This is a genomic window from Paracidovorax wautersii (assembly GCF_031453675.1).
Lineage (GTDB): Bacteria > Pseudomonadota > Gammaproteobacteria > Burkholderiales > Burkholderiaceae_C > Paracidovorax.
Map to the genome: position 1 here is coordinate 2,627,221 of NZ_JAVIZX010000001.1, position 22,664 is coordinate 2,649,884.

19 protein-coding genes and 1 pseudogene are annotated in these 22,664 nt (G+C 70.4%); 7 read left to right on the forward strand and 13 right to left on the reverse strand.

The annotated features are described in order from the left end of the window. Nucleotides 1-15 precede the first annotated feature (15 nt). From QE399_RS11850 to QE399_RS11875, 6 genes are all read left to right on the forward strand, one after another. Entirely contained in the window at nucleotides 16-1,740 is a 1,725-nt protein-coding gene (locus QE399_RS11850; protein ID WP_309828997.1) for a DUF4153 domain-containing protein, read from the forward strand. Nucleotides 1,741-1,856: 116 nt separating this feature from the next. Next, entirely contained in the window at nucleotides 1,857-2,627 is a 771-nt protein-coding gene (locus QE399_RS11855) for a pyridoxine 5'-phosphate synthase (protein WP_309828998.1), read from the forward strand. Between the two features lie 58 nt (nucleotides 2,628-2,685). After that, complete coding sequence (gene acpS, locus QE399_RS11860; protein WP_309829000.1) at nucleotides 2,686-3,078, forward strand: holo-ACP synthase; 393 nt, start codon at nucleotides 2,686-2,688, stop codon at nucleotides 3,076-3,078. A 70-nt stretch (nucleotides 3,079-3,148) separates the two neighbouring features. Then, nucleotides 3,149-4,240: a beta-N-acetylhexosaminidase gene (gene nagZ / locus QE399_RS11865; protein ID WP_309829001.1), complete on the forward strand. Its 1,092-nt coding sequence runs from the start codon at nucleotides 3,149-3,151 to the stop codon at nucleotides 4,238-4,240. Between the two features lie 22 nt (nucleotides 4,241-4,262). After that, the gene (locus QE399_RS11870; protein WP_309829003.1) at nucleotides 4,263-4,574 is read left to right on the forward strand and encodes a hypothetical protein; all 312 of its coding nucleotides are present in this window, start codon (nucleotides 4,263-4,265) and stop codon (nucleotides 4,572-4,574) included. A gap of 312 nt (nucleotides 4,575-4,886) precedes the next feature. Then, nucleotides 4,887-6,884, forward strand: a complete 1,998-nt coding sequence (locus QE399_RS11875; protein WP_405043574.1) for a DUF3300 domain-containing protein — start codon at nucleotides 4,887-4,889, stop codon at nucleotides 6,882-6,884. A gap of 346 nt (nucleotides 6,885-7,230) precedes the next feature. On the opposite strand, the gene QE399_RS11880 is transcribed toward QE399_RS11875, so the two are convergent. The 8 genes from QE399_RS11880 to QE399_RS11925 all read right to left on the reverse strand — a co-directional run bounded on the left by QE399_RS11880 (nucleotide 7,231) and on the right by QE399_RS11925 (nucleotide 17,198). After that, entirely contained in the window at nucleotides 7,231-7,896 is a 666-nt protein-coding gene (locus QE399_RS11880; protein WP_309829004.1) for a mechanosensitive ion channel domain-containing protein, read from the reverse strand. 161 nt (nucleotides 7,897-8,057) lie between these two features. Then, complete coding sequence (locus QE399_RS11885; protein WP_309829006.1) at nucleotides 8,058-9,095, reverse strand: GGDEF domain-containing response regulator; 1,038 nt, start codon at nucleotides 9,093-9,095, stop codon at nucleotides 8,058-8,060. A 135-nt stretch (nucleotides 9,096-9,230) separates the two neighbouring features. Continuing rightward, nucleotides 9,231-10,775 carry a lysine--tRNA ligase gene (lysS, locus tag QE399_RS11890; RefSeq protein ID WP_309829008.1) on the reverse strand — a complete coding sequence of 515 codons (1,545 nt, stop codon included), beginning with the start codon at nucleotides 10,773-10,775 and terminating at the stop codon, nucleotides 9,231-9,233. Nucleotides 10,776-10,843: 68 nt separating this feature from the next. Beyond that, on the reverse strand, nucleotides 10,844-12,082 hold the full coding sequence (locus QE399_RS11895) for a hypothetical protein (RefSeq protein WP_309829010.1): 1,239 nt from the start codon (nucleotides 12,080-12,082) through the stop codon (nucleotides 10,844-10,846). Further along, complete coding sequence (locus QE399_RS11900) at nucleotides 12,079-13,014, reverse strand: glycosyltransferase (protein ID WP_309829011.1); 936 nt, start codon at nucleotides 13,012-13,014, stop codon at nucleotides 12,079-12,081. The genes QE399_RS11895 and QE399_RS11900 overlap by 4 nt, the downstream gene beginning before the upstream one ends. Further along, a complete protein-coding gene (locus QE399_RS20810) occupies nucleotides 13,011-15,407 on the reverse strand; it encodes a sugar transferase (RefSeq protein ID WP_473093999.1) in 2,397 nt (798 codons plus the stop codon). The genes QE399_RS11900 and QE399_RS20810 overlap by 4 nt, the downstream gene beginning before the upstream one ends. Further along, entirely contained in the window at nucleotides 15,404-16,552 is a 1,149-nt protein-coding gene (locus QE399_RS11920; protein ID WP_309829013.1) for a glycosyltransferase, read from the reverse strand. Before QE399_RS11920 ends, QE399_RS20810 begins: the two co-directional genes overlap by 4 nt. A gap of 7 nt (nucleotides 16,553-16,559) precedes the next feature. Further along, a complete protein-coding gene (locus tag QE399_RS11925) occupies nucleotides 16,560-17,198 on the reverse strand; it encodes an LON peptidase substrate-binding domain-containing protein (RefSeq protein ID WP_309829015.1) in 639 nt (212 codons plus the stop codon). 78 nt (nucleotides 17,199-17,276) lie between these two features. On the opposite strand from QE399_RS11925, the gene QE399_RS11930 reads away from it, so the two are divergent. Then, complete coding sequence (locus QE399_RS11930; protein ID WP_309829017.1) at nucleotides 17,277-17,825, forward strand: YggT family protein; 549 nt, start codon at nucleotides 17,277-17,279, stop codon at nucleotides 17,823-17,825. Between the two features lie 98 nt (nucleotides 17,826-17,923). On the opposite strand, the gene accD is transcribed toward QE399_RS11930, so the two are convergent. From accD to truA, 5 genes and pseudogenes are all read right to left on the reverse strand, one after another. Continuing rightward, the gene (gene accD, locus QE399_RS11935; RefSeq protein ID WP_309829018.1) at nucleotides 17,924-18,796 is read right to left on the reverse strand and encodes an acetyl-CoA carboxylase, carboxyltransferase subunit beta; all 873 of its coding nucleotides are present in this window, start codon (nucleotides 18,794-18,796) and stop codon (nucleotides 17,924-17,926) included. 176 nt (nucleotides 18,797-18,972) lie between these two features. Then, on the reverse strand, nucleotides 18,973-19,836 hold the full coding sequence (gene trpA, locus QE399_RS11940; RefSeq protein WP_309829020.1) for a tryptophan synthase subunit alpha: 864 nt from the start codon (nucleotides 19,834-19,836) through the stop codon (nucleotides 18,973-18,975). Further along, nucleotides 19,833-21,101, reverse strand: coding sequence for a tryptophan synthase subunit beta (trpB, locus tag QE399_RS11945; RefSeq protein WP_309829021.1), 1,269 nt, complete (start codon nucleotides 21,099-21,101; stop codon nucleotides 19,833-19,835). Before trpB ends, trpA begins: the two co-directional genes overlap by 4 nt. After that, nucleotides 21,102-21,834: pseudogene (locus QE399_RS11950) on the reverse strand (phosphoribosylanthranilate isomerase). Then, nucleotides 21,831-22,658, reverse strand: a complete 828-nt coding sequence (gene truA, locus QE399_RS11955) for a tRNA pseudouridine(38-40) synthase TruA (RefSeq protein ID WP_309829022.1) — start codon at nucleotides 22,656-22,658, stop codon at nucleotides 21,831-21,833. Before truA ends, QE399_RS11950 begins: the two are co-directional and overlap by 4 nt. Nucleotides 22,659-22,664: the final 6 nt, after the last annotated feature.

Consider the following 22,664-nt stretch of genomic DNA (forward strand, 5'->3'; position numbering starts at 1 on the left):
GGGAGGGGACAGGACATGGATCACGGCCAAGCGAGACCTTGGATGCTGGCCTGGGCGCTCGCGCAGGGCGCTGCCCTGTGGGCATTGCACGGCGCGGTGGCGAAGGACCGGTGGGCGCTGCTCTGGCCGGTGTACGCCGTCGTGCTGGCGGTTCCGCTGACCTTGCAGTTGCTGGCCGCGCACCGTTCGCGCCACGGGTTGTGGCTGCAGGCGGCTGCTCTGGGCATGGTGTTCGCGGCGGCTGCGGGCTATGGGGGGCATGTCTCCGGGGCAGAGAACCGCGGGCAGATGGGGGCAGCCCTGGTGCTGCTGCTGTCCGGCAGCTGGTTCGTGCTGCTGCCCTTTGCCGAGCAGCGGCTGGCCTGCGGCACCTGGGCGCGCGACTACCCGCGGCTGTTCACCACGGCGTGGCGCCACGCCTTCCAGCTGCTGCTGGCCGGGCTGTTCACCGGCCTGTTCTGGGCGCTGCTGTTTCTGCTGGCGGGGCTGTTCCAGGTGCTGGGCGTCTCGCTCTTCATGCAGACCTTCACCAGTCTCCCCTTCGTGTACATGGCCACGCCGGTCGCGTTCGCCCTGGGCCTGTCGCTCTATGCCGCGCGGGAGGAGGCGCTGGCGGGCTTCTGGCGGTCCATGCTCCAGGTGCTGGGCTGGCTGCTGCCGCTGGCCTGCCTGATCGCGCTGCTCTTCCTGGCAGCGCTGCCGGTGCGTGGCCTCGCGCCGCTGTGGAAGACGGGGCACGCCACCGCGCTCATGCTCGGCCTGATCGGGTGGATGGTGTTTCTCTTCAACGTGGCCTGGAGCGACGGCCGGGAGGAAAGCCAGCGCTTCGGCCCTGCGCTGCAGCGCTTTGTCGCCATGGGCCTGCTGACGCTGCCGGTCTACGCCGCGCTGTGCGCCTATGCCCTCGGCCTGCGGGTGGCGCAGTACGGCTGGACGGCCGATCGCGTCTGGGCCGCGCTGGCCGTGGTGCTGATGGCGGTGTACGCCGTCGGCTACGCGCTGGCCGCGTTGCAGCGCAGCGTGCCCTGGATGTCGATGGCGCGGCGCGTGAATGTGGCCGTTGCCTGGCTGGCCGTCGCGCTGGCCTTGCTGACCTGCACGCCGGTGCTGGACCCCGCGCGCATCGCCGTTGCCAGCCAGCTGGCCCGGCTGCAGGCGCAGCGGGTGGACGTGCCGGCCTTCGACTTCGGCTACCTGCGCTGGGATGCCGGCCGTGCCGGGCAGGCGGCGCTGGAGCAACTGACGCAGGAACAGAGCCATCCGCAGGCTGCGCAGATCCGTGAGCGGGCGCAGGCCGCCCAGCAGGACAAGAGCCGCTACGCGCGGCGCTCCGGGGCGCAGGCGCAGGTCTGGACGGCCGACACGCTGCGCGCCCGGCTGCGGCCCTTCCCGGCGGACGCGGCGCCGGACGCCGCATGGCTCGACTACCTGCTCGCACAACTGCGTGAGCACAAACTGTCGGTCACCTGCACCGACGCCGCGCCGTGCCCGGTGCTGCGCATCGACCTGGACGGCGACGGCCAGCCCGAGCAGGTGCTGCTAAGCGACTATCTCAGCCAGGTCTTCGTGCGCGAGAACGGGCAGTGGCGCGCGGCGGGGCGTCTGCAGGGCGGCAACCTGGGCAAGCTGAACGGCAAGCAGGCCCAGCAGTGGACAGAGCAGGGCGTTGCCACCCAGCCGCCCCGCTGGCATGACTTGGTGATCGGCGGCGAGCGCTATTCGGTGCGCCCGGCGGATTGACGCGCCCGGTGGCGGCGGTGGCGCCGCTACCGACCTTCTCGCGCCCCACCACCGCAGCGCCCTGCCGCAGATTGCTATATTGCCGAGCTTCACGCATCCGCCCCGCATCGCATCGCATGACCACCTCCCATCCGCGCACCGCCCTGTCCGTCAACGTCAACAAGGTGGCGCTGGTGCGCAATACGCGCCACCTGGGCATTCCCAGCGTGACCCGTGCCGCCACGCTGTGCCTGGAAGCCGGCGCGCAGGGCATCACCATCCACCCGCGCCCGGACGAGCGCCACATCCGCGCGCAGGACGTGCACGAGCTGGCCGCGCTGATGCAGCAATGGCCCGGCCGCGAGTTCAACATCGAAGGCAACCCCACGCAGAACCTGATGGACTTCATCCGCCAGGTGCGGCCGGCGCAGGCCACCTTCGTGCCCGACAGCGAGGCGCAGTTCACCAGCGACCACGGCTGGAGCTTTCCGCAGGACGCAGAGCGCCTGCAGCCGCTGATCGCCGAATGCCGGGCCCTGGGCGTGCGCGTCAGCCTGTTCATGGACCCGCTGCCCGAGCAGATGGCCGCGGCCCGCGCTGTCGGCGCCGACCGGGTCGAGCTGTACACCGAGCCGTATGCCGCCGCCTGGGGCACGCCCGACCAGGCCACGCAGCTGGCGCGCTATGCCGCCGCCGCGCAGGCTGCGCTGGATGCCGGCCTGGGCGTGAACGCCGGGCACGACCTGAACCGTGACAACCTGGCGGCCTTTGTGCGCGACGTGCCTGGCCTGCTGGAGGTCTCCATCGGCCATGCGCTCATCGCCGACGCGCTGGAGCTGGGCTATGCCGCCACCGTGCGCGCCTACCAGCAGTGCATCGACGACGGCGTGGCGGCACGGCGCTCCTGAAACCATAGCTGCTTGCGCTTGATCATCAAGCGCTGAGGGCTGATTTGACCTAAACCCCATGATCTACGGCATTGGAACCGACATCTGCGACGTGCGCCGCGTCCGGGCCAGCCTGGAGCGCCACGGCGACCGCTTCGCCGAGAAGGTGCTGGCCGAAGGCGAACTGGCCACCTGGCGGGCCCGCAGCGCCCGCTGGCCCGAACGCGGCGTGCGCTACCTCGCCACCCGCTTTTCGGCCAAGGAGGCATTCAGCAAGGCCGTCGGCATGGGCATGCGCATGCCCATGACCTGGCGCCACTGCGAGGTGGCCAACCTGCGTACCGGCCAGCCCGTGATCGTGCTGCACGGTGCGCTCAAGGAGTGGTTCGAGGCGCAGGGCCTGCGCTGCCACATCACCGTGACCGACGAGAGCGACTACGCGGCCAGCTTCTGCGTGGTCGAGAAGATTTAAGCCCAATCGCCCGCTGACGCTTGTGCAGCAAGCGCAGGCTGCTATCAAAACCACCATCTAACCCTTGCCCATGATCGAACACGCTCCCCTGATCCTCGACGTGGCCGGCACCGCGCTCACCGCGGCCGACCGCCGCCGTCTGGCCCACCCGCTCACCGGCGGCGTCATCCTGTTCGCCCGCAACTGGGAAAGCCGCGCGCAGCTGCTGGAGCTCACCGCCACCATCAAGGCCGTGCGGGACGACCTGCTCATCTGCGTGGACCACGAAGGCGGCCGCGTGCAGCGCTTTCGCACCGACGGCTTCACGCACATCCCGCCGATGCGCGCCTTCGGCGAGCTGTGGATGAACGACGGGCAGGGCGCGAAGGCGCTGCCCGGCAGCGGCGCCCTGCGCGCCACCAATGCGGCCACCGCAGCGGGCTACGTGCTGGGCAGCGAGCTGCGCTCCTGCGGCGTCGATTTCAGCTTCACGCCGGTGCTGGACCTGGACTACGGCGAGAGCGGCGTGATCGGTGACCGCTCCTTCCACCGCGACTCGCGCGTGGTGGCGCTGCTGGCCAAGAGCCTCATGCACGGCCTGCTGCAGGCCGGCATGGCCAACTGCGGCAAGCACTTCCCCGGCCACGGCGCCGTGCGGGCCGATTCCCATACCGAGATCCCGGTGGACAAGCGCAGTCTCAAGGCCATCCTGGCCGACGACGCCGCGCCCTACCCGTGGCTGTCGAGCACGCTCACCAGCGTCATGCCCGCGCACGTGATCTACCCCAAGGTGGATGCGCGCCCCGCCGGCTTCTCGCGCCGCTGGCTGCAGGACATCCTGCGCCAGCAATTGCGCTTCGACGGCGCGGTCTTCAGCGACGACCTCAGCATGGAGGGCGCGCGCCGCATCGAAGGCCAGGCCGTCAGCTACACCGACGCCGCCCTGGCTGCGCTCGACGCCGGCTGCGACCTGGTGCTGCTGTGCAACCAGAGCCTGGGCGACGGCGAGCCGGTGGACGAACTGCTGGACGGCCTGGAGGCCGCACAGCGCGCCGGCCGCTGGCAGCCAAGCCCGGACAGCGAATCGCGCCGCATCGCCCTGCTGCCCGAGACGCTGCCCCAGCCGTGGGACGAGCTGATGCTGCAGCCGGCCTACATGCAGGCGCTGGACCTGTTGCCCTGAGTCCACCCCCGTTCTGAGCGCCATGGCCTCTCCCAACTGCCGCTCCGTGGTGATGGCGTCGGCCTATGCCATCGGCCTGGTGCTGCTGGCCGCTGGGGTGGTGGTCATCCTGCGCATGCGCTGCGAGAACTTCGGCTGCATGGGCATCGGCGTGGCGTGGTTCGCCTGGGCGGTCGCCGGGTTTCTGCCGGTGCTTGTGCTCGGGCTCTGGGCCCGCTGGCGGGCCGCTGCCGCCAGCCCGGTGCGGCGTTGGGTGGGCTGGGGCCTGTCCGCCCAACTCGCCGGCGGGCTGGCGCTGGCCGCCCTGTGGGGCTGGCGGACGCTGCGCTTCTAGCGTTGCTGACCGGGGGGGCCTTGCCGAGGCGCTCCATCCAGGCGGTGTCAGTGGCCTTCTTTGCAAAGTTAAGCCCACGGGATGTATCTCCTGGTGTCCCTCTGGTTTCCCAAGGAGGGCGCCGCATGCGCAACAGGTTCACCAGGGGCTTGATAGCCATGGTGAAAAGAGGCGCAAGGGCTGCGTGTACCCGTTCTGGGGCTGACACATCGCGCTACAAGCCGGGTCAACGGGTGCGCGCATGCTTCGTTGGAACGGCAATAGTGCTTGGCAGTTGTCACCGCACCGCACCGCACCTGCAGGAGGTTTCCCATGCTGCGAGTTCCCGCCTCATCCAACGGTATTTCAGGCCTCTCTGCGCATCGCCATGGGTGGCGTGCGGCGATGGGCTGTGTGGCGGCCGCTTGCCTGATGGTGGCCGGCTGCGAACGCGTGACGCCATCCTCGCCACCTGCTCCGCAGGCCGCAGCGGCATCGGCCCCGGACGCGCCGGCCGCCGTACCCGTGGCCTATACGGCGCCCTCTGCCGATGCGCTCTACCAGATGGTCGCTCCCATCGCCCTCTATCCCGACAAGCTGGTGGCGCAGGTGCTGGCGGGTGCAACCTACCCCGACCAGATCACCGCGGCCGAAAGCTGGCTGGGCCAGAACCCTGGGCTGAAAGGCGCCGCTCTGGCAGGCGCGGCCGATGCGCAGCCCTGGGACCCCAGCGTGAAGTCGCTCACGGCCTTTCCGAACGTGCTGGAGCAGATGGCCTCCAACCTGCCGTGGACGACGGCGCTGGGCAAGGCCTACTACCGCGACCCCTCGGACGTCATGAACGCCATCCAGGCGATGCGCGCCCGCGCCGCCCGGCAGGGCACGCTCAAGAGCTCCGACCGCTTGCGCGTGGCCACCGTGCCGGCCGCCGCCCTGCCGCCGCTGTCACCACCCGCCCAGGCGCCCGTGTCGGTATATGCGGGCCCCGCCGTCGTGCCTGCGCCGGCAACCGTCATCACCATCGAGCCTGCGCAGGCGCAGACGGTCTATGTGCCGCGCTATGACCCGGCCGTCGTCTACGGAACGCCGGTGCCGGTGTACCCGAGCTACCGCTGGGCAGCTCCCGCGCCGGTCGCCGTGGCTGCCGGACCCGATCCGGTGGCCGTCGGGGCGCTGGCCTTCGGGGCGGGCGTGCTGGTCGCCGCCGTGGCCAGCCACCACCATGCGTGGGGCTGGGACGCATGGGACGTGCATTGGGGGGCTCCACCTCCGCCGCCGGCTGCGGTGGCCTGGGGGCCGGCGCCTCCGCCACCCCCCGCCTGGCGGCCGGCGGTGGTCTATCGCGGCAATACCTACGTGTCGAACTCGACGACGGTGATCGAGAACGTCCACCGGACCACGGTGAACAACCGCAATGTCTACGTGAACGCTGCGGCGCAGCCGCCCGGACTGCCTGCGCCCGCCGCCGCTGCTGCAGCTGTTCTGCCGGCCCGTGGGCCGGGGGGTGGACCGGTAGCGCCTTCTCCGGCCGCCATTGCGACGCCTTCGCCGGATACCGCCCGGCAGGCGCTGCACCCGCAGCCCATGGCGACGGCGCTCCGGGCGGGTTCCGGCGAAGCGGTGCGGCCTGCACCGGGCGTGCACGGGTCCGGCAGGCCCGGCCCTGTGCTTGCCTCTGTGCCTGCGGGCGATCCCGTCGCCGTGCAGCATGCGCATGCGGGTCCCGGACAGGGAATGCTCAGGGCAGGGATGCCGGGCGTTACCACCACCGCACCCGGAATGCCCGGCGCGCGGCCCGCACCCGCCACGGCGGTACTGCAGGAAGGTCCCGCCGGTCGCCATGACGGCGGCGGGGTAGACGCTCATGTGGCGGCCGCGCAGGAGCGTCACGCTGCGGTACCTTCCTCAGCCACTGCGGCGCGTGCAGAGCCGCCCATTGCGTTGATGGGGCAGCGGCCTGCCGCTGCTGCGCCTGCGCATCAGGACCGGTTGAATGTCCAGGCCCCCCGGGGCGCGGCGCTGGAGCTGCCAACGGCGCATACATCACAACCGCCGCAGCCGCCGGCCGCCCTCCGCGTCGCTACGCAGCCCCAGCGGCCCACATCGCAGCTTGCTGCAATGCAGCCGCCCGTCCACGCAGAGCCGCGTCACCTGCCGGTGGCGGCGATGCATGCACCGCAGCAGGCCGCGCCCCATGTGCCGTCCCACCCCGCTGCGATGCAGCCGCGGCCTGCGGCACCACCGCAGCAGGCGCAAGCGCCGCACGCACACGGGCCGCAGCAGCACGGCCCGGAGCGGGAGCACAGGCCGCACGGCGAGCATGGGGGCTGAGGTGGCGGTGCACCGTGTAGAGACGCGGTACGGAGCTGACACGGCGCCGTCCTGTCGGACTTCAAGCCTCGGCCGGATCCAGGACCGCGTCTCCGCCAGGGGCCCGCTAGGGCGGGCCCCGCAGCAGCATCGCCGCCGCCCTGTGTGGGCTGTGCCCACTTCTCGCCACAGCATTGTCGGCGGGGTGAAGGAGATTATTGGTTAAATTGGGCTGCAGGCCAATGAATGAAAGCGGATGTAGCTATAAATAATATAGCAATACCGCGCGGTCCTGCGCATTTGCCGCTTTGCTTCGCCGGCATGCCAGCCGTCCCGCAACCGCCCCCTCGCGGCTATGGATGCCGGTTCAGAGCGCGGGCGGCAAGCCTGCTGGCGGTGTGGGCGCAGCCGCGGGTGCGGTGGCCGCCGGGGTGGCGGGCTCGGCCGGCACGGTGGCCGCAGCCGGGGGCGGCGTGCCTTTCCAGCGCCGCACGACGCGCTGGAACATCAAGGCGTTGGGCACCTGGATGAAGGCCGGGTGCTCGTCATCGGCCCCGAAGTCTTCCAGCGTGGTGTAGAGCAGGTTGATGTCCACCACCCGGCCCTTGGCGCCGGGCTTTTCGGCCGTGTCGAGCACCTCGATGTAGTCGCCCAGCCGGAAGGGCCCCACGGTGAAGATCAGCAGCGCGCAGAACAGGTTGGAGAGCACGCTCCAGGCCGCGAAGAAGGCCACCGCCCCCACCGTGGCGAAGCCGGTGAAGGCGGTCCACAGCACCGTGGCCGATACGCCCAGGCGCTCCAGCACCAGCAGGACGGTGCTGCCCAGGATGATCCAGCGCAGCAGGCCGTTGACGGTCACCACCAGTTCGATGGGCCAGTGGTAGTGCTCGCCGGCGCGCCGCAGCAGGCGCCGCAGCAGGCGCTGCAGCAGCAGGGCGGCGATGACGATGGCCAGGATCTGTATCCCGGGCACGATGATGTCCAGCCAGTCCTGGATCCAGGGGGGCAGATGGTTCTTGAAGCGAAGCAGCATGGCGGTGGAATCGGTCACGGGCAATAGGGGGGCCGGGCTCCGGGCGCGGCGGGGTGTCTGGATCGGCAAGGATGGCGCTGCCCGGTGCGTGGCACCCATGGCGGCCGCGCCAGGGAAGAACGGTGGATGCGCAGGGCCGGGCCAGCGTCGTCGCCGGCAGCTCAGCCGCGCAGCTGCTCGACGGTGTCCATCTGCATCTCGAAGCTGAAGAAGCGGTTGCGGCCCTGGGCCTTGGCCGCGTAGAGCGCCTCGTCGGCACGCATCAGCATGCCTTCGGCGCTGGTCGTCTCGTCGGGGATGCAGGTGGTGATGCCGCCGGACAGGGTCAGCCGGTCGCCCAGGGGCGAGCCTTCGTGGGCGATGGCTCGCACCTTCAGCACCTTGCCGAGCGCGCGGGCGAACGTCATGGCGCCCGAGCGTGGCGTGTTCGGCAGGATCAGCGCGAACTCTTCGCCACCGTAGCGCGAGGCCACGTCCCGCGGGCGCACGCACACTTCGCGCAGCACGCGGCTGACTTCCTTCAGACAGGCGTCGCCCTGCACATGGCCGCGGGTGTCGTTGTAGTGCTTGAAATGGTCCAGGTCGCAGAGCATGAGCGTGAGCGGCGTGCCGTCGCGGCGCGCGGCTGCGATCTCGCTGTGCAGCAGGCGGTCGAAGCCGCGGCGGTTGACCAGGCCGGTGAGCGCGTCCACCTCGACCATCTCGTTCAGGCGCTGGTTGGCCTGATGCAGTTCCTCGGACAGCGAGACCAGGCGCCGGCGCATGTCCAGCAGGCGCCGCATGGCGCGCAGCTTGGCCACCAGCACGATGGGCTTGACGGGCTTGACCAGGTAGTCGTCGCCGCCGGCCTCGATCCCGCGCCACACGTCCAGATCGCTGTCCAGGGCCGAGAGGAAGATGATGGGGGTCCAGCCGCCGGGCTCGGACTCGCGCATCTGCTGCGCGACCCAGTAGCCGTCTTCGGCGCCGGCCAGGCGGATGTCGAGCAGCACCAGATCGGGACGGTGCTGGCGGAAGGCTTCGACGGCCGGGTGGGCCGAGCCGGCCTCGTGCACTTCGGTGATGCCGACGTGGCGCAGCTCGCCCACCAGCGCAGCCCGCATGGAGGCCTGGTCCTCGACGACCAGCACCGAAAAGGAGCCTGCTTCGGCAATGGGGGCCGAGGGAACGGGCTGGCCGGAGATGGGGGTGACAGGCATGGGCGGTTCCGGTGGATCTCTGTGCGGGGCAGGGCACGCGCAGTGCCGTGCAGGCCAGTGTAGGCCCGCTCAGCACGTGTTGACGATCTCCCTGCGGCCGCGCAGCGGCATTTGCGAGATCGGCAACACGTTTTTTCAGTTCTCGCGGCGCAGGGCCGGGAACAAGATCACATCGCGGATGCTGGGGCTGTCGGTCAGCAGCATCATCAGCCGGTCGATGCCGATGCCGCAGCCGCCGGCGGGGGGCATGCCGTACTCCAGCGCACGCACGAAGTCGTGGTCGAAGTACATGGCCTCGTCGTCGCCCGAATCCTTGGCCGACACCTGCGCGTTGAAGCGCGCGGCCTGGTCTTCGGCATCGTTCAGTTCCGAGAAGCCGTTGCCGAATTCGCGGCCGGTGATGTACAGCTCGAAGCGCTCGGTGACCTCGGGGCGCAGGTCGTTGGCGCGGGCCAGCGGGCTGATCTCGGTGGGGTGCTCCATGATGAAGGTGGGCTCCCAGAGCTTGTCTTCGACGAGTTCCTCGAAGTACAGCACCTGCAGGCCGGCCAGCGTGCGGGTGGACAGGCGGTTCTTCTCTTCCGTCAGGCCCAGCTTCTTCAGCGCGCTGATGAGCCAGGCGGCATCGTCCACATGCGCGCCGGCTTCGGTGTGCTGGAAGATCGCTTCGCGGATGGTCAGGCGCTGGAAGGGCTTGGACAGATCGACCGCGCGGCCGCCGTAGGTCAATTCGAGCGTGCCGACGGCCTTCATGGCGGCGTCGCGCACCAGCTCCTCGGTGAAGTCCATCAGGTCGCGGTAGTTCCAGTAGGCCGCGTAGAACTCCATCATCGTGAACTCGGGGTTGTGGCGTACCGAGATGCCTTCGTTGCGGAAGTTGCGGTTGATCTCGAACACGCGCTCGAAGCCGCCCACGACCAGGCGCTTGAGGTACAGCTCGGGCGCGATGCGCAGGTACATCTCCTGCTCCAGCGCGTTGTGGTGCGTCACGAATGGCTTGGCGTTGGCGCCGCCGGGAATGGGGTGGAGCATGGGCGTCTCCACTTCCAGGAAGCCGTGCTGCACCATGAACTCGCGGATACCGCTCACTGCCTTGCTGCGCGCCATGAAGCGCTTGCGGGCGGAGTCGTCCGTCATCAGGTCGACATAGCGCTGGCGGTACTTCACCTCCTGGTCGGCCACACCGTGGAATTTGTCGGGCATGGGGCGCAGGCTCTTGGTGAGCAGGCGCAGTGCGCTCACCTTGACCGACAGCTCACCCGTCTTGGTCTTCATCAGCGTGCCTTCGGCGCCGACGATGTCGCCCAGGTCCCAGTGCTTGAAGGCAGCGTACAGCTCCTCGCCCAGCGCGTCGCGCGTCACGTACAGCTGGATGCGGCCGCCGGTGGTGCCGAGCGAGCCGTCCTGCACGGTGGCGAAACTGGCCTTGCCCATCACCCGCTTGAGCATCATGCGGCCGGCCACGCTCACCGTGACGGGCTGGGCTTCGAGCGTTTCGGCAGACGTTTCGCTGTGGGCGGCCTGCAGATCGGCAGCGTGGTGGGCAGGCTTGAAGTCGTTGGGAAACGCCACGCCCTTGCCCTGCTCCTGCGCTTCGCGCAGGGCGCGCAGTTTTTCACGGCGCTCGGCGATGAGCTGGTTGTCGTCTTGGGCGGGTGCGGGCGTTTGGTTTTCGGACATGGATGTGGCCATTCCGCTGCCAAGGGGCGAGCGGGCAGGAGGGTAGAAGAAGGGCGAAACCCCCGATTCTAAGTTTCCTGGCCGCCCCCGGGGGCGCGGCAGTGCCCGGCGGATGCCTCGCAGGCACGCACGATCCAGGCCGTCCACAGCAGCAGCCCGGCGGCAGACGCGATGGACAGCCACCACACATGCGCGGCGGCCGTGAGTGAGAAGGCTGGTACGGCCGGCAGGCACAGTGCGACCCACTGCAGCGCCGCGAGCGCGATGGCCGCGCGCGAGAATCCCGTCGCCCGCCCTGACTGAAAGGGCAGGTGGCTGCAGGCCGCATGCACGCAGGCGGCCGCCTGCCACAGCGTGATGGGCAGCACATACGGCAATGCGGCCTGCCATCCGGGCAGCCAGCCCAGCGACAGCGCCGCTGCGCAGGCCGCGCCCAGCGCGCCCGCCAGCCCGGCGCCCGCCGCGCCGGCCCACAGCGGATGTGCGTGCCAACGTTGCCCGCGGGCCAGCAGCACCTGCGCCCAGGCGGTGTGCACTACCACGGGCACCATGCCCAGCAGGCGCAGCAGCACGGCCAGCAGGCCTGCCTCCGCCGCACCGTGCACCCGCTGCCAGACCAGCAGCAGCGCCGCGCCGGTCGCGGCGTCCACGGCGGTGTGCGCCAACCGCAGCGCCGGGCTGCGCGAATCACGCTGGGTGGATTCTGCCGGCGCGGGAGCACTGCCGGGCGTCGCGGGTGGCGCGGCGCCCTCTGCCGCGCCGCGCAGCCACAGGCAACCCACCGCATAGCCGGACGCCGCGGCTGCCAGCAGCAACGGGGCGCCGGCGTCCGGCCAGGCCGAAGCGCCCACACCGGCGACGGCCAGCGCGCACACCGGTGGAACGGCCCGCGCACCGGCCGCCGACAGCGGGGAGGCGGCGCGCAGCGCCACCGGTTGCGCGATGTACCAGCCGGCCTGCAGCACGGCCAGCAGCGCGGCCCAGCCGAGGCTGGCCGCCAAGGGGGCGCCGCCCCACACCATGGCCAGGGCCGCCACGGGCAGCAGCAGCGCCAGCCGCCGCGCCGTGCCCACCACGGCCTGGCGGCGCGCCTGCGCCACCGGCACGTGTGCATCGGCCAGCAGGCGCAGCGGGCTCTGGGCCAGTGCGAGCGTCATCCAGAAGAACGCCACCTGTGCGATCACGGCGAAGCGGCCCACCGCGTCGGGCGCGAAGGCGCGCAGCATCAGCAGGCTGAACAGCGCCTGCGCTGTCAGCGAGGCTGCGCTGCCGAGCGCCACGGCCACCGAAGCGCGCGGCAGCTTCATGGCGTGAGCCCCATGTGGCGCCAGACGGCCATGCGGGCGACCACCCGGGGCCACGCGGCATCGGAGAGCGCTCCCGGAGGAAGCGCCGGCGGCAACTGCAGCGCATGCTCCAGCGCGGCGGTGGTTGCGGCACCGCCGGTGGCGCGCGCCGGCAGATAGCCGATCTGTGCACCGTGCTCTTGGGCAAAGCGGCGCACCCAGGGGTAGTCGGTGCTGGCCACCTGGAGGCCGGCCGCGCAGTATTCCAGCAGCTTGGTCGATGTCTGCTGCGTGAACGGCGCGCGGCGGGGCACCAGGTTCAGGCCGCAGCGGGCGGTGCGCAGCAGGGCGGCCACCTCAGGCTGGGGGACCCGGCCGGTGCAGGTGGTGCCCGGCAGCTGCTGCAGCGCCTCCAGCTCGGGCGGGAGCGCACCGATCAGCAGCAGGCGCCGGCCGGACCGCGCGATCGCGTTCAGCACAGGCAGAAAGCCCGCCAGCCGGCGCATCTCGCCCAGGTAGACGAAATCGTGCGCCGGCGCGGCGGCGGCCGGTGTGGTGGCCGTCTGCAGCAGATTCGCGGGGATGCCCATGTCCCGGCACTCGTGCGGCACGCCGTCGGCAAAACCCATACGGTCGCGCACCCAGGCATTCTGGAAGATGCGGTAGTGCGGCCGGGGCTGCGTCCAGCGCTTGATCAGGTCCTTGGGCCAGGCCAGCGGCGGCACCGAGGCCGACGCGTATTCGTGCACCTGCCAGGCCTGGGGAAAACGCGCGGCCTGCGCCGGCGCCACGCGCCCGCACATCCACCAGACGAATCGCGCATCGGCCGGCACGGTATCCGAGCGGCGGTGCATGGCGGCCTGTGCCTGCCGTGACTGCAGCCAGTCCTGGTAGGCCGCCAGCTCGGGCAGATAGGCCTCGCCCGCATGGATGAAATGCACGGTGACCGTCATCGCCGCACCAGCACCTGGGATAGGGCATCGCTCCACTGCTGCGCAAAGCGTGCCGGATCGTGCGCGCCGAGCACCGCGTTCAGCGCGGCTTGCACTTCGGCCGCCGGCAGGCCCAGCACGCGCACCACGGCCTGCGCCAGCGCTGCGGGGCTGTCGCCGGCCGCCAGCAACGGAGCGGCAGCGCCGCACACGGTCTCCTGCAGGGCGGGCAGCGGCGGCGCGACGAAGGGAAGGCCCGCCGCCGCGGATTCCAGCACGCTCAAGGGGCAGCCGCCCTCGTAGCGCGAGGCCAGCACCGTCAGGCGCCAGGCCGGGTCGATCGCCTGGTGGCGAGGGCGCTCGCCCGCAAAGACCAGGCGCCCGGCGGCGCACAGGTCGGCGCCTTCCGCTTCCAGGGCCGCGCGCAGCGGGCCATCGCCGACCAGCGTGAGACGGTAGGTGCGTGGTAGGGCGCGCAGCATGGCGATCAGGTGCTGCGGGGCTTTCTCGGGGGCGAGGCGGCCCACGTAGCCCAGTTCCACGGCAGCGCCGGCGGTGATGGCGGTGTGCGCGGACAACGGGGCGGCGCGTTGCCGCACGGCATTGGGAATCACCCAGCCGCGGCCCGGCGCGATGGCACGGCCTGTAAAGGCTTCGAATGATTGACGGGTATGTGCGGAGTTGAAGACGTAGGCCGGTATGCGGCGGTACAGCCACCGCAGGACGGCCTGGCGGGCCGGCGGCACCGGCGCCTGTGCCAGCACCTCCTGCAGCGGGCCGTGCACCCACACCAGACAGGGCCTGCGGCGCAGTTGCGCCAGGGCCCGACCCACGTAGGCGGTACGGAAATTGTTGGTGGCCACGATGGCGTCGCACCGCCACGCGGCCCGCGCGAGCGCGGCGGGCGAGGTGCGGTTGAGCGCCTCCACTTGCAGCCCCTCCCAGCCCAGCGCCTGCAGGCCGTGCTGCAGCTCGTCGATCATGGCGTTCACGCCGCCGGTGGCGTCGTTCTCCTGCAGCAGCAGGATGCGGGCCTGGCGTGGCGCGTGCGGCGGAGAGCGGTCCATGGGCGGAGGCGGGGCCATCAGCGGGCGCCGAAGCCCGTGGCGACGATACGCACGGTCTTGTAGGCGATGAGCAGGTCCAGCGCGATGGAGTAATGCGCCAGGTAGTACAGGTCGTAGCTGAGCTTGGTGGCGGTTTCCGCCTCGCTGCCGGCGTAGCCCTGCTGCACCTGCGCCCAGCCCGTCAGGGCCCGGGCGGACCAGGTGGCGGTAGGCGTACGCCGGGATGCGCCGGGTGAATTCCTCCACGAAGGCCTGCTGCTCCGGCCGGGGCCCGATCAGGCTCATGTGGCCGCACAGCACGTTCCACAGCTGGGGCAGTTCGTCCAGCCGCGTGCGGCGCAGCACGCGGCCCAGGCGGGTGATGCGGGCATCGCCGGTGCGGGCGAAACGCGCAGCGGCGTCCTGCGGGTGGTGCTGCATGCTGCGCAGCTTCCACAGGCGGAACGGCTGCCCGTCACGGCCGACGCGGATCTGCGAGAACAATGCCGGCCCGGGCGAGTCGCACCGGACGGCCAGGCCGAGCAGGGCGCACAGCGGCAGCCACAGCGGCAGCGTGGCTGCGCACACGGCAAAGTCCAGCCCGCGCTTGAAGAGGTCGTAGCTGGGGCTGACTTCCAGATCCCACAGCGAGCGGGCGTCGTGCGGCACCACCACCTTGCGGCCGCTCAGCAGCTCGGCCAGCTGTTCGACCGTGTACAAGCGCATTCGTGCCAGGCGCAGGGCGCTGATCATCTGCTCCGGGCCGCACGTAGCGCCGGAGGCGCGCTCGTCGATCACCACACCGTCCCAGTGCCTGGCGGCCGCCGCCTCGCCCTGCCAGGGCTGCAACTGCAGGCGCGGCGCGAGGCCTGCGACGGGCTGGCCGACGAGGGCCTCCAGCCGCTGCGGCACGCTGGGGTCCAGATAGGCCAACTGCCATACCTGGCGCCGCTGTTGCAGCCAATGGCCCCAGAGGAACCAGACGGTCGCGAGCAGGTAGGACAACAGCACGGCGCCGCGCGAATAAGGCTGCTGCGCCAGCGCAAAGCCCAGCGGCGTGAGCAGGTAGGGCAGGCTGGTGGCGGCGAGGATGAAGCTGCTGCGCTCCATGGCGGGCAGATGCGCGCCCTTGTAGATCCAGCGGGCCGACACGGCATAGGGCAGCGCGCACCACAGGACGGTCTGCGCGAACTGGTAGGTGGCCCGCCCGGTGTGCTCCAGCAAGAGCGCCATGGCGTAGGCGAGCACCAGCGTGGCCATGCCGGCCAGGCTCCAGCGCAGCACGAAGCCCCGCTGGCGCGCTGGCATGGCGTGCCCCAGCTGGGGCAGGCCCGCAGCAGCGAGCGGGGAAGGGGAGGGTCGGGTCATGCGAGAGCTCGCTCGTAGGCGCGCAGCACGCCTGCGGCCATGGTGTCGGGGGCGTGGTGCTGGGCGTAGCGTGCCCGGGCTGCCTGGCCCAGTCGCCCGCGCAAGGCGGGGTCCGCTGCCAGTCTCAGCAGGGCGTCGGCCAGCGCAGCGGGATTGTTGGGCACACGCAGGCCGCAGGTGTCGTCTGGCAGCAGTTCCCGCGTGCCCGGCAGGTCGCTGGCCACGATGGCCTGGCCGGCGCGCATCGTCTCGATGACGGCGAGCGGCAGGCCCTCGTGGTCGGAGACCAGCACGCCGATGGCATGGCGTGCCAGGCGCTGCGGCACATCGTCCACATCGCCTGTGAAGCTGATCTGCGCCAGGCCCAGCTGCTGCGCCTGGGCCTCGAGGGCGCCGCGCATCGGCCCGTCGCCGATGAGTGTGGCGGGCAGCTCGCGCCCGAGCGCATCGCGCACGCGGCCAAGGGCCTGCAGCAGCAGATCGGGCCGCTTGGGCGCTGCCAGGCGGGCCACCATGGCGATGCGGGGTGTGTCGTCTGCGGGCCGGGCGCGCTCCTCGCAGTCTTCCACGCCGTTGTGCACCACGAGGACGCGGTCGCGCGCGATGGGCAGGGTCCGCGCCAGCTGGGCCTCGTGGCCGGAGACGCACACCATCGCGCGGGTGAGCGGCGCCAGCGCGCACTCCACGGCCCAGGCGGGTATGCGGCGCGACCACGGCGCACCGGCCTTGAACGCAAAGCCGTGCACGGTGTAGACCACCGGCACGTGCGCCAGGCGGCCGGCCAGCCGGGCGACGACGCCTGCCGCGGCGCTGTGCGCATGCAGCAGGTCGGCAGGGTGTGCTTGCAGGTGGCCGCGCAAGGTGCGTACGGCACGCCACACGGCCGAGGGCGTGAGCCGGTTGCCCAGATCGGGGATCCGCAACACGGGAATGGACCGGGTCTGCAGGGCCTGGGCCAGCGGTGGCTGCGTGTCGCTGCCGCCGATGGCGACCTGCGGTGTGATCCGGCCCGTGGCCTGCTGCGCGCTGCACAGGGTGCGCACATGGGTCTGAGCGCCTCCGGCCTCGCCCTTGGTGATGACGTGGAGGATGTTGAGCGTGCGGTGTGGAGGGGCCGCCGGCGCGGGCGATGCGCCCTGGGTCATGGGGCGATCATGGGGCGATGCCCGTGCGGTCCAGCACGTCGCCCACCAGCTCCAGGCGCAGCAGCGGGTTGTCCAGCGCCATCAGCTGTTGCTTGAGGTCGACCGGAACGGGCAGCAGTTCGCACCAGCGGTTCGCCACCCAGCCGCAGTCGGCCAGCTGATCCGGCGTCGGGTCGGGCAGGGTGGCGGCGGCTTCCGCATCGCGCTGGCGCAGCTGACCCAGTACCTGGGCCAGGGCGGAGGGAATGCGCTGCAGGTCTTCCGGCACCGCCACTACCGTGTCGGCAGGCAGTTGCTCCACATCGGCCACCCACAGCCCGCTCGGAAGGCGCTCGCGCCGCTGGATGCGAAAGCGCTGCGTGCCGCTGGCCTGCAGCAGGACCAGGCCGGCCTGGGGGCTGTGCAGGCTGTCGATGGCGGCCAGCGTGCCTACGTCGTGCAACTCCTCCTGCGGTGCGCCCGCCTGGCGCACTTCGCTGCCCTGCCGCAGGCCGACCACGCCGAAGGGTGCACCGGCCTGCTGGCACTTGCGCACCATGTCCAGGTAGCGCACCTCGAACACGCGCAGCGGCAGCAGTCCGCCCGGAAACAGCACAGTACCGAGCGGAAACAGCGGGAGGGAAGACAGGGTGAGGGGGCGGGGCATGGCGGAAGGGCGGGACCAGGCCGCTATCATCCCACGGCCTGCGGGGGTTGCGCTGCGGGCTCTTTGCCGGACCCATCCATGCTGTACCAGATTGCTTCCTTCCTGCTCGACGTCATCGGCGGACTGCTCACCGGAGCCTGCCTGCTGCGCCTGTACATGCAACTGCAGCGCGTGCCGTTCTCGAATCCCGTGGGCCGGCTCGTGTTCGCGCTCAGCGACTGGCTGGTGCTGCCCCTGCGCAAGGTGATCCCCTCTGCCGGCGGGTGGGACCTGGCCTGCCTGGTCGGCGCGCTGCTGCTGCAGCTGGCGCAGTACCTGCTGCTGTGGCTGATGCTCGGGGCCGGCGCCGGCCTAGCGTGGCTGCCCTGGCTGGCCGTGTTCGGGCTGGCACGGGTGGCCGTGTCGGGCCTGATGGGTTTGCTGATCGTCTATGCCGTGCTGTCGTGGATCCAGACGCGCTCGCTCATCGGCGACGTGATCGCCCGCCTGTGCGATCCGGTGCTGCGCCCCGTGCGCCGCGTGGTGCCCCTGCTGGGCGGTGTGGATCTGTCGCCGCTGGTGCTGCTGGTGCTGCTGCAGGTGCTGATGATCGTGCTGGGCCACCTGCAGGGCGCGGTGATGCGCTGAGCGGTATTCGACTATTTACCCCATAAAAATAGCTGCTGGCGCTTGCTGTACAAGCGCGAGCAGCTATTTTTTTGATAGTGCGGTACTGGCGGTGCGCGTCAGGCCACGGAATCTGCCGGCAGGCGCTGCAGCATGGCCAGGCTGCGGGCGATGGTGTCGCGCAGTTCGCGGCGGTCGCAAATGAAGTCCACGGCACCCTTGGTCTGCAGGAACTCGGCGCGCTGGAAGCCCTCGGGCAGCTTCACGCGCACGGTGGATTCGATCACGCGCGGGCCGGCAAAGCCGATCAGCGCCTTGGGCTCGGCCACCACGATGTCGCCCACGAAGGCGAAGCCGGCCGACACGCCGCCCATGGTCGGGTCGGTCAGCACGCTGATGTAAGGCAGGCCCTTCTTGGCCAGGCGCGTGAGCGCCGCATTGGTCTTGGCCATCTGCATGAGCGACAGCAGGCCTTCCTGCATGCGGGCGCCGCCGGTGGCGGTAAAGCACACGAACGGCACTTTCTGCTCGATGGCGGTTTCCACGCCGCGCACGAAGCGCTCGCCCACCACGCTGCCCATGGAGCCGCCCATGAAATCGAACTCGAAGCAGGCGGCCACCAGGTTGATGCTCTTCACCGCACCGCCGATGACGATGAGGGAGTCGGTCTCGCCGGTGTTCTCCAGCGCTTCCTTCAGCCGCTCGGTGTACTTGCGGCTGTCCTTGAATTTGAGCGCATCCACGGGCAGCACTTCCTGGCCGATCTCATAGCGCCCTTCCGGGTCCAGGAAGGCGTTGAGGCGGGCGCGCGCGCCGATGCGGTGGTGGTGGCTGCAGTGGGGGCAGACGTTCTGGTTCTGTTCCAGATCGGTCTTGTAGAGCACGGTCTCGCAGCTCGGGCACTTGATCCACAGGCCTTCGGGCACCTGATGGCGCTCTGCGGGGTCGGTCTGCTGGATCTTGGATGGCAGGAGTTTTTCGAGCCAGGACATGAGAATTCCTTTGGTTGGATGGGCCAGCGAAGCAGGGCCTCTGAAGCCGGCGTGCCCCCAGGCCAGGGACACCGTGGAACCGGCTTTGCCGGGCCACTGGTGTCGTCCCCCTTCCCGCGCATCAGCGCGAGAGAAGGGGGAAGCGGCGGAAGCCGCTCAGGGGGTAGTGCCGTATTTTATGCGTCCAGCGCCTTGCGCACCCCGCGCAGGAAGTCCACCGTCACCGGGACCACCTTCTCGTGGGGCTGCTCTTCGATCAGCTGGATGATGCGGCTGCCGATGACCACCGCGTCCGCCACGCGGCCGATGGCCTGGGCCGTCGCCGCATCGCGGATGCCGAAGCCCACGCCCACCGGGATCTCCCGCACGTGCTGGCGGATGCGGGGCAGGGCCGCCTCCACGGCGCCCGTGTCCAGCGCGCCGGACCCTGTCACGCCCTTGAGCGACACGTAGTACACGTAGCCGCTGGCCACGCGCGCCACCTGCTGCATGCGCTCTTCGGTGCTGGTGGGGGCCAGCAGGAAGATCAGGTCCATGCCGTGGGCGCGCAGGTCGGCCGCGAAGGCCTCGCATTCTTCGGGCGGGTAGTCCACGATCAGCACGCCGTCCACGCCGGCTTCGGCTGCATCTCGCACGAAGGCCCCCGCGCCGCGGCGCTGGTCATAGCGCTCGACCGGGTTGGCATAGCCCATCAGCACCACGGGCGTGGTGCTGTTGCGCTGGCGGAAGCTGCGCACCTGTTCCAGCACCTGCGCCATGCCGATGCCGAGGGACAGGGCCTTTTCCCCCGCCTTCTGGATGACGGGACCGTCGGCCATGGGGTCGGAGAACGGCACGCCCAGTTCGATCACGTCGGCGCCAGCCTCCACCATGCCGTGCATGAGCGCCGGCGTGATGTCGGCGAACGGAAAGCCCGCCGTCACATAGGGAATGAGTGCCTTGCGGCCCTGTTCGCGCAGCCGCGCGAACGTCGTGGCGATGCGCGAGACCGCGGGCGGTGCCGCCTGTGGCGCCACGGAGGAAAGCGGCTGCTGGCTCATGCTGCGGCCCCTCCCTTGACCACGTGGCCGCGCATCGAGGGCCGGTCGTAGAAGTCCACGCCCGACAGGTCGGCCACCGTGCCGATGTCCTTGTCGCCGCGGCCGGAGAGGTTGACCAGGATGGACTGGTCGGCGCGCATCGTTTTGGCGAGCTGCATGGCATAGGCCACGGCGTGGCTCGACTCCAGCGCGGGGATGATGCCTTCGGTGCGGCAAAGGTAGTGGAAGGCCTCCAGCGCCTGGGCGTCGGTCACGCCCACGTACTCGGCGCGGCCGATCTCCTGCAACCAGGCGTGCTCGGGGCCCACGCCGGGGTAGTCCAGGCCGGCGCTGATGCTGTGCGTTTCGGTGATCTGGCCGTTGTCGTCCTGCAGGATGAAGGTGCGGTTGCCGTGCAGCACGCCGCTGCTGCCGCGCTGCAGGGAGGCCGAATGCTTGCCGCTGTCCAGGCCTTCGCCCGCCGCTTCCACGCCGATCAGGCGCGTGGCCTTGAACGGAATGTAGGGGTGGAAGATGCCCATGGCGTTGCTGCCCCCGCCGACGCAGGCAACGACGGCGTCCGGCTGCTCGGCGGCGATGCGTTGCGCGCCCAGCAGGGATGGCATCTGCTCGATGCACTCGGTGCCGATCACGCTCTGGAAGTCGCGCACCATCATCGGATAGGGGTGCGGGCCCGCCACCGTGCCGATGATGTAGAAGGTGTTGTCCACATTGGCCACCCAGTCGCGCATGGCTTCATTCAGCGCGTCCTTCAGCGTGCGGCTGCCCGATTCGACGGGCACCACCGTGGCGCCCAGCAGCTTCATGCGGTAAACATTGGGGCTCTGGCGCTTGACGTCTTCGGCTCCCATGTAGACCACGCACTCGAGGCCGTAGCGCGCGCAGATCGTCGCCGTGGCCACGCCGTGCTGGCCGGCTCCGGTCTCGGCAATGATGCGCGGCTTGCCCATGCGCTTGGCGAGCATGGCCTGGCCGATCACGTTGTTGATCTTGTGTGCGCCGGTGTGGTTCAGGTCTTCGCGCTTGAGGAAGATCTGCGCGCCACCCATCTCGCGGCTCGTGCGGGCCGCGTGGTAGACGGGCGAGGGCCGGCCCACGAAATGGGCGAGTTCGTAGTGGAATTCGGCCAGGAACTCCGGGTCGTTCTGGTAGCGCGCGTAGGCCTCGCGCAGTTCGTTGATGGCGTGCGTCAGCGTCTCGCTGACGAAGCTGCCGCCGTAGGGCCCAAAGTGGCCCGCGGCATCGGGTTGCTGGTAATCAGACATTCAGAGATAGGGTGCAGGTGCCGCATCGGCCGCGCGCACGGCGGCGATGAAGCGGTGGATCTTGTCGGCGTCCTTGATGCCCTTGAGGGTGGAGCCACCCGGGCCATCGGCTTCGACGCCGGAGGAGACATCAACGGCCAGCGTCTTGCAACGCGGGCGAACCTGCCAGATGCCATCGGTCACGTTTGCAGGCGTGAGTCCACCAGACAAAACGAGGTGACAGTCGACGCTTGGTGGAAGGAGTGACCAATTGAAAGCCTTGCCGCCGCCGCCATAGCCTTCGACGTGGGCGTCGAGCAGGATGGCCTGGGCGCGAGAGTGATCCTGGGCATATTCTACGAGGTCGAACCGGGCCGCACCGTCGCCCAGGGGAATCCGTGCGGCGCGCAGGAACGGGCGCCGGCCACCGTCCGTGGCCGTCCAGCAGTCCTCTGCGGATTCATCTCCATGAAATTGCACGATAGCGCCCGGCACCATTGCGCTGGCAGCTATCACTTTGTGAGCATCCTCGTTCACGAACAGCAAGACCGGCGCGACGAACGCCGGCAGCCGGCGGGCCAACTGCGCAGCGCGCTCGGGCGTGACCGCCCGGGGGCTGGGGGCGTAGAGCACGAAGCCCACCGCGTCGGCACCCGCCGCCACGGCGGGCGTCCACGTCCTGCTCGCGCGTCAGGCCGCAGATCTTGATGCGGGTGCGTGCGGGAGGGGAGGGTGCGGAGGCTTCTTCGTTCATGGCAGCCAATCATACGCAGCGGTACGCGAGGGAAGGCCCCACGCCGCGTCGTACATCGGCCCCAGGAAATACAGCCCGTCCGGCGAAAACGTGGGCGCAGCGGCGTCCCGCGACCGGGCATCGCGCACGGCACGCATCCAGTCCGGGGGCTGCTGGCCCTGGCCGATGGCGATCAGGCAGCCCATGATGTTGCGGATCATGTGGTGCAGGAAGGCATTGCCCTCGAACTCGAAGCGCCAGTAGCAGGGCATCCAGTCCGTGTGGGGCGTGGCGCTTTCCGCCGTGTCGCCGCCCCGCTGCGTGATCGCAATGCGATGCAGCGTCTTGATGGGCGTCTTGGCCTGGCAGGCCGATGCGCGGAACGACGTGAAGTCGTGCTCGCCCAGCAGATGGGCGGCGGCCGCACGCATGGCATCGCCGTCCAGCGGGTGGTACACCCAGCCGACCCGGCCGGCGTCCACACTGGGGCGCACGGGCGACTGCAGCAGCACATAGGCATAGCGCCGCGCCACAGCGCTCGCGCGGGCGTGGAAAGCCTCGGGCACAGGCTGCGCCCATTGCACGGCGATGTCCGGCGGCAGGAAGGTGTTGGTGCCGCGCACCCACGAAAACGGGGCGCGCTGCAGCGGCGTGTCGAAGTGCACCACCTGCATCAGCCCGTGGACACCGGTATCGGTTCGGCCTGCGCACAGCGTGCTCACGGGCTGCGTGGCGAAGCGGCCCAGGGCCGCTTCCAGGTGGTCCTGCACGGTGTTGCCGGAGGGCTGGCTCTGCCACCCGTTGTAGGCCTGGCCGTTGTAGCTGACGCCCAGCGCGATCCTCATGGCAGG